Genomic DNA, 13,267 nt, shown 5'->3' on the forward strand with positions numbered 1-13,267 from the left:
ATTGTCAAAATTGCTCGTTTTATATTCAGGCTCACATTTTGTGGGCCTGAATTGTTTCTGGGGTTGATCTCACTGCCTATTTGGCTAATTCTTAATAGTGGAGTCACAATAGCTCCATCATTATGTAATAGTAATGAATGCAACATGTAAATCGAATAAGGATGAGGATCGTACTATGAAGAGACAAAAGCGGGATCGTTTGGAACGCGCACAATCTCAAGGCTATAAAGCTGGTATCAATGGTCGTTCCAGTGAAGAATGTCCGCATCAAGCAACGGACGCCCGTACTAACTGGCTAGGTGGCTGGCGAGAAGCAAGACAAGATTTGCAATCTGGCCTGTTTAAATAATAAACCTCCCTTCATATCACCCTTATTGAGCCCCTATTAGGAACAGGGGCTCATTCATATCCCGCATTACAGTGTCACGTCGTTTACGCATGACTCCCTCTGATGTATTACATCCCAAGACCTACACAAGCGCCATACATCCATCATGACTGACGTAATGGCTTTCACCATCAGGCTTACGGTACAGACCAGCGGTAGAGTGGGAGAGCTCTGGGTAGGATGGTAGATTGTAGAATTGATGTTGTAGGACACATTGATGCGATAGGCAGTTTAGATGACATTAAAAAAGGCCGCCTAAGCGACCTTTTGATGTTTTGCATTCATGCAGTATGCATTAGAACGAAGAGGTATCTTTAAACAGACCGACTTTCAAATCTTTCGCGACGTAGATCTCTTTACCATCAACCAGTACGCGGCCATCGGCTACACCCATGATGAGTTTACGGTTGATCACACGCTTAAGCTGAATTTCGTACGTCACTTTCTTCGCATCCGGTAGGATTTGGCCGGTAAATTTCACTTCACCCACACCCAGTGCACGACCTTTACCTTCGCCGCCAGCCCAACCTAGGAAGAAGCCAACAAGCTGCCACATGGCATCCAGACCCAGACAACCCGGCATGACAGGGTCACCTTTGAAGTGGCAATCGAAGAACCATAGGTCCGGTTTGATATCCAATTCTGCAACGATGAAACCTTTACCGTGATCACCACCTTCGTCGGTGATAGTGGCGATACGGTCAATCATCAGCATGTTATCAGAAGGCAAAGAAGGAAATGCAGGGCCGTAAAGTTCGCCTTTACCACACGCAACGAGTTCATTGTAAGTATAAGATTGCTGGCGTTTCATCGACTGTAAAGCTCCTTGAATAGTATGGGAGCAATTTAGCTTACACGTGTACGCCAAACAACTCGGATCAGTGCTGGACAAACCAGTTACGGATACGACCTAACCAACTGCTTTCATTATCGTGAATGCCATGATGGAACGCATCAATACGCAGTGCGATGCGTGCGAGCAATGTGTTGTCATCATCTTCATCGTCATTACGGAAAACCTTACCCGTTAGCAGAGGGATCGCTTCATCGACGCTCTCAACCGCCCACAGGTGGAATTGACCGGCTTTAATGGCTTCCAGTACCTCATCATTCAAGCACAGATGGGTCAAGTTGGTTTTCGGTAAGATAACCCCTTGCTCGCCTGTTAGGCCTCGGTAAGTACAGATCTTGTAGAAGCCTTCAATCTTCTCGTTCAAGCCACCGACGGCTTGTACGCGGCCAAATTGGTCAACGGCACCGGTGACGGCGATTTGTTGATTGATCGGTTGAATGGCCAAAGCCGACACAAGCGAACACAGTTCAGCCAGTGAGGCACTGTCGCCATCAATTTCACTGTAAGATTGCTCAAACACGATAGAAGCAGAGAACGGTAGGGCTTGATCTAAATCTAAGGCTGTACTGAGGAAGGCTTGCATGATCATCATGCCTTTGGCGTGGATATTACCACCCAGCTCGGCTTTGCGCTCCACGTCAGAAATGTCACCATCACCAAAGTGCACCACACAAGAGATTCGGGCTGGCTCACCATACGCACGAGGGTGTCCAGGCACTTCAACAACCGTTAAGCCATTAACCTGACCCACTTCTTCGCCTTGGCAATCAATCAGCACTTGGCCATGGTGAATATCTTCAATCGCGCGCTCAGGCAGGTAAGACTCGCGATACTCACGGGCATCAATCGAATCTTTCAAGTGTGTAGCGGTAATCGCTTGGCCTTGAGACTCAATCGCGGCTTCACACAATAAGCTTTGGTGCCAGATGGGGCATAGCGGCACGCGAGTTTGATCTTCAGCGTGGCGAGCACCTGTTTTTAGGAGGACACGCAGGGCTTCATCATCAGCAAGATCAGGCAGGCCAGCCTTATTGATAATGGATTTCAGGTAAGCGAGGTACAGCGGTAAGTTGTCTTCATCAATGAGCAAGTCTTGCTCAAACTCACTGTACATGGTGAAGCCTGATGAGATATCCGGTTCTGCGCTGTCTAGCTCGCCCATTAAGTAGCGATCGCCAATCAACACCAGCTTAATGTTAAGCTGTTCAGCAGGGGGTAACGGGTATAACGTTTTGTGTGAGATAGGCTGCCATTCCAGCGAGCCATTCATCAATACACTCTTTAGACGGGGCCATAAGCTAGGGTTCGCTAAGATAGAACCCACAGAGAGCATGAGATAGCCATTATGAGCCTGATGCACTAAACCGTGCTTCACTTGTGGCTTTGTGATGTGTTTATCTTCAACGGGAGGATAAACCGCACCAAACAGACTTTGTTCGGTCACGTTCTCACCGGCAATGATAATCGGCTTTTCATTGTCACGTTGAGCGTGTTCTGCGATAAGCTCGATGATGTAATCGCGGTACACTTTGTTATCAGGGGCAATAATGCGTAGTACGCGAGGCTGAAGTTCGACAGCGGTAAACCGGCGTACTGCATCCGTAAGGCGATCTTGTAATGTTCCGGTCACTGCAGGGGAGAGATCGTCATACTGCTCCAAGATAGCTTGGTATTCAGTGTAGTCTGGAGTCATGGTACGCCAGGTTTCTTCATGCATGGGCTTGTGCTTTATGTCGTTAGTGTGAAAAAGACAGCAGTATAAAGGATTCAATAGCTGCATAATAGCTAAGGTGTAATGTTATTTCGGTGATTTGCAGTGAGAGTGAGAACGACTTAAAAACAATCGCTTAAATATTAAAAGGGAATTGAGCTTTATGGGGGCTGCAGTTACACTGTCACCATTAAGTGTAGACTTATCGAGAATCTCAGACGACTATGAAATATCAACAGCTTGAAAACTTGGAAGCCGGTTGGAAATGGCATTATTTGGTGAAAAAGTGGAAAGAAGGAAGTGCGATTACCTGCCACATTGATACCAGTGAAGCTGAGGCGGCCGTGAATGGCTTATTGGCGCTTGAGTATGAGCCAACGCGTGTGCTTCAGTGGATAGACAAGCATATGTCGCCTGAGTTGGATAACAAGCTCAAGCAAGCTATTCGTGCAAAGCGTAAGCGTCACTTCAATGCCGAGCAAGTGCATACACGAAAAAAATCAATTGATCTTGATTACCGTGTTTGGGAGAGATTAGCGGAAAAATCCAAAGAACTTGATTGCACCTTGTCAGATACCATTGAATACTTGTTGAGTGAGTCCAGTAAAACGGAGCGAGCAAGCCGTAAGGTACTGGATATTAAAAACGATCTCCATGAGTTGCTTGATTTCGACCTGGAGTAATCATTAAGCCCACGTTGTCTGATGGCCCTGTCACTTTGGGCTGTATAGGCCAAAGGAGTGCATTATGTGGTATGTGGCTTTACTGGCGGTTGCCGTGTTCGTGCTGGTGTTTATCGACCGACCTGCCATGATGTTGAAGTTTGAAGAAGGCAAGCTGGTACAGCAAAAAGGGAATATCCCGCGTGGTTTCCTGATGGGCTGCCAAGATATCGCTCAGAAACAGCCGTTCTCAGGCAAGATTAAAGTGTATAAGACACGCTTTACGACCAAGCTGGTTTTCTCTAAAACGGTGCCGGGCAAAGTGAAACAGCGTATCCATAACGTCTTTCCTCATAATGGGGGCTCCCGTAAGCGGGGGAAACGCGCTTAATGGGCAATAAGCCTTATACTTTTTCTCATACATTTTGATGACTTATCGCTTAAAAGGCTTCTTCGGAAGCCTTTGTTGTTTTTGGCGTAGCTAACATTATTCCCACTATCATTATCACTATCACTTTATCATTTCCCTTATTCATTCAATTATTATGTCTTCGGTGTGTCTGTGATTGGTGCAGAGACTGATACAGAGGACACAGGAGCGCTTTTACGCAATGAGTCTGTTAACCCCGCATGCCTTTCGTCTTACCCAAGGAAAAGACCTTAAAATGGCCATTCAGGCCTATGTACAACAGTATCACTTGCAAGCAGGTTCTTTACTGAACGGTATAGGCTGTTTATCACACGCAGAGATCCGTTTAGCGAATGCAGACCATGTGCGCAGTTTGCCCGGGCCTCTGGAAATCGTGAGTTTAATGGGAACCTTAACGCCTGAACATGTGCATCTTCATATTGTGGTGGCGGATGCACAAGGGAATGTATGCGGCGGACATCTGATGGAAGGGAGTATCGTTTCTCATACCGCCGAGATTTGTCTTGCGGCTTACGAGAACCTGTCTTTTGGTCGTGAGTTTGATCCTCAAACGGGATATACCGAGCTGGTGGTTACCCCACGATAATGCGGTAAAGCGAATTGACGATGATCATATGAACGTGATTATTAACCAGCCCGCCATCACGCTATATCTTGCTGGTAAAGTATTAAGCGTGTGGCGGACGGTTAATGTCAGGAATGCCTGAATAATGGATAAATGGCAACGTTAGCGTATTAGCGTAGGGATGACGACGATGGAACAGGAACGCTTGCGACGGCTTGTAATAAGGATTGTTGACTGGTCATATAGGCTTTTACTTTTTCTTGCAAAGCCTTTAATGCAGCTTCTGCAGCAAGACGTTTTTGTTTTTCATCTTCAAGTTGTTTACCGAGATCGACCGCTAAATAACCGCCTTTGATTAACGCTTTGGTGGTTACGTTACTCTCTGTTAGCGATTTTAATTCTTCGATCATGTAATAATGTTGTTCGATGTCTCTTATTGTAATGGCCATACTGTACTACTAAAAAGGTGAGGATAAAAAGCATCATGCTTAAACGAGGAAAGATGGCATTATCTCGCCATTTTTAACTTTGTCAATAAGTTAGATTGCATCGTTTTAGGGTGGGTAATCAGTGAATACCTGTAAATGCTATCACATGTTATATTGTACGGGCTCTCACATAACGGAATTATACGCAGAAAATGATCATTCATGCCTTGCTGAGAGCCTGTTTTTATCATGGACGAGTGAGGTTATTCTGGAGAAGGAAAGATTTTATCCAAACAGATTTGCAGCTTATTCAAAGACAGCGGCTTGACCAGATAATCGGTCGGATTATGCGAAATCACTTTCTTTACCGTATCCATTTCACTGTCACTGGTTACTATCACGATAGGGAGATCAGGGTATATCTCTCGAATATTCATTAGCACATCGATTCCGTCTAATGGCTGACTCAGATTCAGATCCAGAAATATGACGTCGGCCTCATGCTTCGTTAATAGTTGATACCCTTGTTGTGCATTCGGCGCGTAGAACACTTGTGACGTCGTCACACATTGACGTAATAACTGCGCAAGGATCGTCGCCATCATCTTATTATCTTCAATGATAATACATCGCTTCATTGGGTCACTTTCCTTGTATGAACCTTTACGGGTTATCCAAACGTTATCCGCTATCCTAAAGCGGCTATTGTTGATAAAGGTATCATAATTTAGCGCGCCCCATTTAAAATGATAAACCTCACAATAATCACTATTCCGATCCAATTTACGGTATAGCACTTAAGTTAATAGCGTTTAAGTTACATGCGATTGTGGCTTGTTGCGCGCCACCCAATACCCCAATGGCAATAGCAAGAAAAACCACAACGAAGACGGTTCATGAATGATCGTCTGCATGATTTCATCTGCAGAGAGAGAGTCGGGCGTAATGGGCGAATTCACTAATATGACGGAAGGAGGATCTTGCGCTGTCATCGCCTGGAAAATATCGTCAGTCTCTATATGCGCGAGCGAATCAAGGGGTTCAGATTTGGCGGGTTCACTGTCTGATGGCTCGGAAGTCTCTTCCACCACCTCACTAGCTTGTGTGTCATTGCCTTCATTTGAGTCGGAGTCAGCTGGATTGAGAGAGTCTGGAATAGGAGAGCCTGCGTATTGTTCTGACGAGGCTGATACGCTTCCTGATGCCTCATGATTACCTGTCTCGTCGTGTTGTTCACTTTCGCTTGATACATCACTTGAGGCTGAAGGGGCATTTCCTGCTGCTGATGATGAAGGTGCTGTTGCTTGGCCTCCTGCTGCATTTTGACTGCTTTGTTTATTGATTGACGGACGGAAACTTTGCCCTGATGACAGGGCGGATTGTGGTGCATTATTCGCTAACGCAAGCAGTGGCGCTGAAGATGCACTTTTGCGTTTAGTTCCCATCGTCTCGAATAGCAAGGGGGGGAAATCATAAGCATAAGAAGCCAAGGCTGCATTCGCGGTTGCTGTGAGCGCTGGTATGTATTCTTCGGGTAAAGAGAGTAGGTTGTCTTGATATTTAGGGTTAAAGATAAGCGCATCTTTATGTTCAGGAATAATCCCCATATCAATATATAAATCTTTTGACGCTTCGAAAGCTTCCCGTTGCATCGAGATAAAAGAGGGGCGATCGCCTGCGTTTTCCGTTGTGTTTTCACGCTTTCCATGAGAGAGCGAAGGCAGCTCAGGGGTATAGAGAGGCACCACGCCGTCATGGATCAATAACGGAAAGAGAAGGAATAAAAGGGCGATAAGTCTTTTGCTGCTCGTTTTCATCTTATAGTGCCACTCCTTTTCGGCGAGGAGATCTCACGCGACAGTGATCATATGCTGCTGGTGGATATTAACTGGAGCGCATACTTTTAAGATAGAACACGCAGGCGAAATTGCTAATAAAAATAGCAGCTTGGATGAAATCACATCAGAAGAAGCTGGTGGCCGAGAAAGAACAATAAAAGCCATCAACTCAATGAATTTAAATGATATTATGAAGAACTACAGTGTCCGTATCTCTACTTAAAGGTAGGCATTAGCATCATACCCTAATGCACTATAATTTAATCTCTTTCCTTAAATTCAACATCATTCACTAACATAAAAAGAAAGCCTCTCAACAAAATGGGGCGTTGCAGACTTAGTAAGCTGGGGCGTCGCCTTGTTCGAGTACCGGCGAGCCGAATGGGTTATAGCGTTTTTAATGCTGGTCAGGGCGGGGGCGTTTATTTTACTTTTCGCAGCAAATTTGCCTGAGTAGAAAGGGGATACCACGGTATTTCATGGTCTTTTTACGTGACACCGTCACATGAAGAGCAACGAATTACCGTGGCTTATAAACGATATCGCTATATGAATAAGCTAATATAAACAATGCCTTATCTTAATGATGAAGGCGCGATAAGTTCAGCTTTACCAATTATGTGTTGATGGATAAGGAACCCACCATAAGCAGGCATTGGGTTCGCTGGCAGATCCAGCTTTTCCACATCTAAGGCGTAAACGGTAATGGTGTAATTATGTGGTTTTGAATCTGCCGGCGGGCAAGCACCACCAAAGCCTTTGTAACCAAAATCATTAATGATTTGGCTAGCACCTTCCGGTAAAAATTCATTACTCACATTACCAGCATGGGCCGATAAAGACGTTACTTTTACTGGAATGTTAAGCACCATCCAATGCCACCAACCACTGCCCGTGGGCGCATCCGGATCATACATCGTCACGGCAAAACTTTTCGTTCCTTTTGGTGCATTTGACCAGGCCAATTCAGGGGAAACGTTCTCGCCGCTACAGCCCCATTGATTAAACACTTGTGCCTTGGTTAATGTTTTCCCATTTTCAATTGTTGGACTTGATAGGGTCATGCCATCAGATGGCTCAGCTGCCAATACGTTGGTCGAACATAATGATGTACTTCCCAGTATGGCTAAAGCAAAAAAAAGCGTCTTTTGACGGGTCATTTTTCTTGTACCTTTTTCGTCTATAATTGCATGGGTAAGCGTAGGCAGGGGGAATCGCTTGTGCAACTCATCGAGCGGTAACAGAAGGTATATTATCACTCGCTCCAAGTTACACTGTCATTATGTTGTTTTTTTTAGTGTTTAAAATCAATATATTAGCGTATTTATTAGTGAGTTATTGATCGCGTGTTTTTTGATGGCGAGAACGGAGTATTGAGCGGAAAAGTAGTCTGTGAGAGGTAAAGAGAAGTAGCTGATAAGTCACAGGGTAACGAATTGCAATGCAAGTAAGTGACACTGTCACCCTGATTTTTGAGGAGGATAATAATACTGGGGCAGGCCATTGCAATAACATTACAACGACCACGAAATAGCCAGTATCACCATACCATTCTAATAACGGTTTATAGGGCGAATTTTTATAAGACACCTTTTGCTTTTGCGTCTTTCAGCCACAATGGAAATTCATTGAGTAAGCGGGCGTATAATTCATCATCTCGGACTGTCGCAAAATCATCAATGGCAAAGAAATCCGCGTTATCGCAGACCCGTCCACCCATATCATCCAACTTTTCCAACACGCCATACCCATGGCCACCTAAACCAACACATTGCCAGAAAATCGGTTTATTAGATGCATCCCTAACAATCTTCTCGATTTTTTTGTTTTGTGAGATCCCACCATCGGTAATGAAAATCACATAGGCGGGCACTTTACTGTCCTGGTAATAATCAACCACGGCTTGCATGACTGGCGGTTCATTATTGCTGCCACCAATACCATCGACGATGCAATACCATTTCTTCCCTGTGATACTGTCGATATAGCCATCGATATTATCCAGCGTGACATCGGGACATTTTTTAAACTCAGTCGCAAAAGCCCACAAATCTAACGCCATGTCATCGTCAAATTGCACCGCAAGTACGGCAATGCGATCCAGTACAGACTGTACATGGCCTTCTTTAAATTGGCGGTACATACTGCCCGAACAATCCAACACAAACCCGACGCGGGCTTTAATATTGGTCAGGTTATTTTTCTCTAGTGACACCGTCGCTGATTTGGCCAAGTTCACTAGGCGCGGGGCTTTTTGTGCGATGGTTTTTTCCAATGACACAGTCGGTGTCGCTACAGTGTCACTTTCATTCGGTTCACCGGCAACATCTACGCCGTAGTTGATCGCTAATGGGCCTAATCCTCCATAGAACCCCATACCGCTGGCTTTGAATTTCCACTTATCATTGTGCTTATACACTTCACCCAAAATCAGCGCTTTTTCCGACATCGACTGATTATTTGGCGAGAACGAAAATAGGCCATTTACGCTGACGGACACATTGGCCACATCACTGAATGCGTGCGTTGAATGGATCGCGATAGTGATAGGGACGGCGATCACGTCTGATGGAATGCGTGAGACATCAAAAGAAAAAGCAAAGCCACCCGTAATCGCTTTCAGTTTCACCGCATTCGCTTCAGACGCTGGCTGGTTGTAAAAAATGAAGTCGTCATCTGAGCGCACTTTTTTATTAGCACCCAATAGATAGGCAGAGACATCAATCTCATGAAGAGGGACTGTGCCCGCATTAATCATCACGTTGACATCAAATTGGTGTCGATCAATCACCAGGTTTTGCCCCGATTGTAATTGGCTCATCGTTTTCCCTGTTGGTTATGGATACAGCGGTAAGGTGAAATTGCGCATTAAATCACTCAATGACGGACGGCGTGTTGAATCCATGAATGAGATATTAGCGGAGAATAAGTAATGATTTAAGAACGTTTGGCGAATGATGTAAATCAGACGGATAGGGAACTGGCATTCACCCGCCAGAATAACCCCACGGATTACAACAATACGCATCGGATTGTGTGGTTGAATGCAAATTCAGACGCATGTGTAGAACCGTTCGTATAACGCTGATAACCAAACACCGGATTAGGCCTGAGTTGAGCAATTAACAAACAAATCAATGAGGGAGATGTCGGATTAACACTAACAATGGGGTATCTGATAACACGCACGCCTAATAAGTAGGCTAGGCGAGTGGGTAATGCACGCACAAGTACTGATTGTGACACCGTAACAACACCAATCAGTGAGATATACATATATCAGTGTGCTTGAAATTGAAATTAACGGGCTCATTGATACTGTTATCCATTCATTTATAAAGAGATCAACGTAAGCGTCACCCACTCAAAACTGGCTTGTTTTTCCAATAAAAAATACGCTTTGTATGTTGGCACCAGGTGCTTACGTTTACGTCAGAATACGGTTAATCAAATTTCTTTATCGTTACCATCTCTGATACAATTCGTCGGTTGTTATTATAGGAGTCTTAGATGAAATTACTGTATTGGCTGGATGATTGGCTAAGCCATTCACGTTCACAGCAACAAGCTGAACTACCCATGTCCGGGGGAGACTTACTGGGCGATGTGTATGTTAAGTATCAATTTGTTGATGTGGACAAACCATTACTGTTCACTTTTTCTCCTGCCGGTACCGACATCAAGGAGCACGATCTGCATGAAGATTTTGCCCCTTGGGGGTACCGTTTAGCGCAAAAGCAAGATGTGAATATCATTTCATTTCAGCACTTGGGGAAAAGTAACTGGTTTCGCAACAGAAACTTGATCTTCTTTCTTGAGCAGCTCTCCACCTTGCTAACACCGTTCACTTATCGTTTGGGTTATGGCCTGAGTCGTGGTGGCTTTGCGATTGGTGCATTTGCAAACTTGTTGCAGCTTGATCAGGTGTTATTGTTCCATCCTGTTAGTACAAAAAATCAGGAAAAGGCGCCATGGGATACCCGTTCCAGTACGGAGATCGCGCAGCAGTTTGACTGGACCGGTGATTACCATGATCTGGACTTAGGCAAAGCGAAGGGGTACATCATTTATGATCCAACCAATAATATCGATCGCTTGCACGCCAAACGCTATCCGGAATTAACGCACCTGAGAGTCTTCGGTATGGGCCATGGTACCCATGCGACGTATTTAAACAAGTTTGGTTTCTACAAGCAGGTAGCGATCGATTTTATCCGTCATCAAAAAATCGACATTGCTCAGTTCCGTCAGCAAACCAGAACGTTACGTTTCAAAGAAGATTATTACCGCTGCTTGAATAAGGCGAACGCCAATTCTGAACATCGCTTGGGCTTACTCAGCACGGCGCACAATATTCTTGCCGCTGAAAAAGAAGAACATGTGCAGGAGCACCAAGCGCAAATTGATGTGCAGCCTCTGATTGATATTGCACTTAAACACCAAGATGAACATCCTAAAGATGCGATTCAATTACTGGAAATGGCCCAACTGTTAGTGCCGGATGATCCATTGGTCGAACATAAGCTGAGACAGCTTTCGTAAAAACGGCCACGTCACAATTCATGCGTCACCCAAAAAGGTTGTCCTCCCATCTCTCTATTAACGTTGTAGAGTAGGGAAGTCAGCCTTTTTTAACACAGAGGAAACGACCCGTTTGCATGTTTCATGATGATGAAACATGCCGATGATAGTTCCCACTACCTACAACGTAAAACAGGCATTCCCGCCAGCGAGATCATCCCATTGCAGAAACTTGAGTACATTCTGCAGGATGGGAAAGCGTACAAGAAAGGCGTGATCCGCTGGTAGCCAATAAGGCCGCTAATGAATCAGCCATTCGTCACCAATCAATTCATCCAATTCTACAAACGTGAAATGGAAATCAATCAGGCCATTGCCTACGGTTATGGCTTGCTTGAGCGCCTAGATGAAGTCATTGCCTACGGTTATGGCTTGCTTGAGCGCCTAGATGAAGTCATTGCCCAGCTTGAGCCGGAGATAGGCCTGTTTGGTGTAGAGGTCACGTTAAACTATCCGCTTATTCGCCACGCTCTGACACGTTGTCTTTCCTACCTAGACCGTACTGGTACCGCGTTGACCGAACAAGACTTTGATGTGTTTGTGGGGTACTTGCTTACTGAGTTGCGAGATCTCGATACATTGATTGTTGATGAATTTGATTGTGATGTATGAAAATAAGATTCAAATCAAACAATTAAATGAGAGTATGTGCTTTTATTTGGTTAAATCAATTAAGCGGGAATGGTTTAACTGTGATTAAAGTTTCTAGAATACAAGCTGGCTATTATTCTGTATCTGACGGTCGAAAAATAAAAAAAATGGTCGAGGCTGGTACGTGATTAGTGAATCAGGGTCTCATGATTTTGGGCCTGTAACAACTTTAAATGCTGCAAAGCAGTATGTCGAAACTGGTACATCTCCAATTGGGCAACATAATCTTAGTTCTAGTCATGGGAGACGACAGAGTAAAAAAGAGTTTAATGCATATCTAGCCGCTGAAGCTAAAAATGGTAATCCATTTCCAGCAATATTATGGATGATAATTGTATTTACCCTATGTATGTTCTTTGTTGCTATTGATTACGATTTACTTTGATGGATTTTTGTGACCCCACTCACGAATTTTAATATTATTGAAAACTACACTATCAATAATAATAGCTGTTTAAAATCAGTGATTTACATTTGCCTTCTGCGCTGTAATCTTGAGTTGTCAAGATTAATCAGGAGGTATGTAATGAGCAAGAAATTAGACGTTGATATGATGCTTACTCAGGTAAAATTCTGGAGTCCAATTACAACTAACCCGCAGGTGCCATACAGATATATAAATGAATACCTTGAAATATTTAAATTGCTAAAGGATGACTCTGAAAATTATCATCGAATATTTGAATCTATCAGTGAAATGAAGGAAATGTTTGATAATGAGGCTCTTGATAGTGAATATAGGTCATTTAGAGCTAAGCAACTTAGAAAAGAAATGTATGCTCTGCTAGGAGAGATCTAAATCACATTTCCAACAACCCGCAAGCCTATAGGTTTCGCGGGCTTTTTTGTGTTTGCCTTAAAACCGAATCACTTGCTTTTCTGTAGGGGACTTTTACGTAAACCAACAGAGAGCAAACAACATGGATGCAAAAACAAAGGGCTATGTGATCACAGGTGTGATTGCATTAATGGTTGCCGGTGCCGTGGTATGGGCATCGAACAACGTTGATGCCGTCGAAGACGTGATCGGATAAGGGGAAGCATAATGGAATTATTGCAAACCCCGTTCACCACGAACAATGCCACCAATGCCAGTGGTTAGGCGGCGGTAAGTAGTGACGTAAGCGCGCAATTAAGCAGTGAGGCCTTATTCGGCCTCT

The 13,267-nt window shown here is 44.3% G+C and carries 17 protein-coding genes; 9 read left to right on the top strand and 8 right to left on the bottom strand.

Annotation, left to right across the window (positions count from 1 at the left end; all coding sequences use genetic code 11):
• Positions 1 to 175 precede the first annotated feature (175 nt).
• Positions 176 to 349 (top strand): ribosome modulation factor, encoded by a 174-nt coding sequence (gene rmf, locus ACSF8W_RS18305; RefSeq protein WP_428478519.1) that lies wholly within the window; start codon positions 176 to 178, stop codon positions 347 to 349.
• Positions 350 to 683: 334 nt separating this feature from the next.
• On the opposite strand, the gene fabA is transcribed toward rmf, so the two are convergent.
• Positions 684 to 1,199 carry a bifunctional 3-hydroxydecanoyl-ACP dehydratase/trans-2-decenoyl-ACP isomerase gene (fabA, locus tag ACSF8W_RS18310; RefSeq protein ID WP_428478520.1) on the bottom strand — a complete coding sequence of 172 codons (516 nt, stop codon included), beginning with the start codon at positions 1,197 to 1,199 and terminating at the stop codon, positions 684 to 686.
• A gap of 67 nt (positions 1,200 to 1,266) precedes the next feature.
• A complete protein-coding gene (locus ACSF8W_RS18315; protein ID WP_500848596.1) occupies positions 1,267 to 2,958 on the bottom strand; it encodes an AAA family ATPase in 1,692 nt (563 codons plus the stop codon).
• 218 nt (positions 2,959 to 3,176) lie between these two features.
• On the opposite strand from ACSF8W_RS18315, the gene matP reads away from it, so the two are divergent.
• The 3 genes from matP (at position 3,177) to ACSF8W_RS18330 (ending at position 4,630) form a co-directional block, all read left to right on the top strand.
• Positions 3,177 to 3,635, top strand: coding sequence for a macrodomain Ter protein MatP (matP, locus tag ACSF8W_RS18320; RefSeq protein WP_500848597.1), 459 nt, complete (start codon positions 3,177 to 3,179; stop codon positions 3,633 to 3,635).
• 64 nt (positions 3,636 to 3,699) lie between these two features.
• Positions 3,700 to 4,005 (top strand): DUF3634 family protein, encoded by a 306-nt coding sequence (locus ACSF8W_RS18325; protein WP_500848598.1) that lies wholly within the window; start codon positions 3,700 to 3,702, stop codon positions 4,003 to 4,005.
• A gap of 220 nt (positions 4,006 to 4,225) precedes the next feature.
• The gene (locus tag ACSF8W_RS18330; protein WP_500848599.1) at positions 4,226 to 4,630 is read left to right on the top strand and encodes a PPC domain-containing DNA-binding protein; all 405 of its coding nucleotides are present in this window, start codon (positions 4,226 to 4,228) and stop codon (positions 4,628 to 4,630) included.
• Positions 4,631 to 4,779: 149 nt separating this feature from the next.
• On the opposite strand, the gene ACSF8W_RS18335 is transcribed toward ACSF8W_RS18330, so the two are convergent.
• From ACSF8W_RS18335 to ACSF8W_RS18360, 6 genes are all read right to left on the bottom strand, one after another.
• A complete protein-coding gene (locus ACSF8W_RS18335) occupies positions 4,780 to 5,058 on the bottom strand; it encodes a hypothetical protein (RefSeq protein ID WP_500848600.1) in 279 nt (92 codons plus the stop codon).
• 242 nt (positions 5,059 to 5,300) lie between these two features.
• Complete coding sequence (locus ACSF8W_RS18340) at positions 5,301 to 5,675, bottom strand: response regulator (protein WP_500848601.1); 375 nt, start codon at positions 5,673 to 5,675, stop codon at positions 5,301 to 5,303.
• 174 nt (positions 5,676 to 5,849) lie between these two features.
• The gene (locus ACSF8W_RS18345) at positions 5,850 to 6,854 is read right to left on the bottom strand and encodes a hypothetical protein (protein WP_500848602.1); all 1,005 of its coding nucleotides are present in this window, start codon (positions 6,852 to 6,854) and stop codon (positions 5,850 to 5,852) included.
• 596 nt (positions 6,855 to 7,450) lie between these two features.
• Positions 7,451 to 7,939 (bottom strand): YbhB/YbcL family Raf kinase inhibitor-like protein, encoded by a 489-nt coding sequence (locus ACSF8W_RS18350; RefSeq protein WP_500848617.1) that lies wholly within the window; start codon positions 7,937 to 7,939, stop codon positions 7,451 to 7,453.
• Positions 7,940 to 8,454: 515 nt separating this feature from the next.
• Positions 8,455 to 9,696, bottom strand: coding sequence for a vWA domain-containing protein (locus tag ACSF8W_RS18355; RefSeq protein ID WP_500848603.1), 1,242 nt, complete (start codon positions 9,694 to 9,696; stop codon positions 8,455 to 8,457).
• 15 nt (positions 9,697 to 9,711) lie between these two features.
• On the bottom strand, positions 9,712 to 9,903 hold the full coding sequence (locus ACSF8W_RS18360) for a hypothetical protein (RefSeq protein ID WP_500848604.1): 192 nt from the start codon (positions 9,901 to 9,903) through the stop codon (positions 9,712 to 9,714).
• Between the two features lie 482 nt (positions 9,904 to 10,385).
• Here ACSF8W_RS18360 and ACSF8W_RS18365 point away from each other — a divergent pair, with 482 nt between their 5' ends.
• From ACSF8W_RS18365 to ACSF8W_RS18385, 5 genes are all read left to right on the top strand, one after another.
• Positions 10,386 to 11,417: a cytosolic protein gene (locus ACSF8W_RS18365; RefSeq protein ID WP_428478531.1), complete on the top strand. Its 1,032-nt coding sequence runs from the start codon at positions 10,386 to 10,388 to the stop codon at positions 11,415 to 11,417.
• A 123-nt stretch (positions 11,418 to 11,540) separates the two neighbouring features.
• Positions 11,541 to 11,684 carry a hypothetical protein gene (locus ACSF8W_RS18370; RefSeq protein WP_428478532.1) on the top strand — a complete coding sequence of 48 codons (144 nt, stop codon included), beginning with the start codon at positions 11,541 to 11,543 and terminating at the stop codon, positions 11,682 to 11,684.
• A 15-nt stretch (positions 11,685 to 11,699) separates the two neighbouring features.
• Positions 11,700 to 12,068: a hypothetical protein gene (locus ACSF8W_RS18375; protein ID WP_500848605.1), complete on the top strand. Its 369-nt coding sequence runs from the start codon at positions 11,700 to 11,702 to the stop codon at positions 12,066 to 12,068.
• 163 nt (positions 12,069 to 12,231) lie between these two features.
• Positions 12,232 to 12,492, top strand: coding sequence for a hypothetical protein (locus ACSF8W_RS18380; RefSeq protein WP_500848606.1), 261 nt, complete (start codon positions 12,232 to 12,234; stop codon positions 12,490 to 12,492).
• Between the two features lie 141 nt (positions 12,493 to 12,633).
• Positions 12,634 to 12,906 carry a hypothetical protein gene (locus ACSF8W_RS18385; protein ID WP_428478535.1) on the top strand — a complete coding sequence of 91 codons (273 nt, stop codon included), beginning with the start codon at positions 12,634 to 12,636 and terminating at the stop codon, positions 12,904 to 12,906.
• The last annotated feature ends 361 nt before the right edge of the window (positions 12,907 to 13,267 follow it).

Source organism: Photobacterium sp. 270122K (assembly GCF_059941365.1).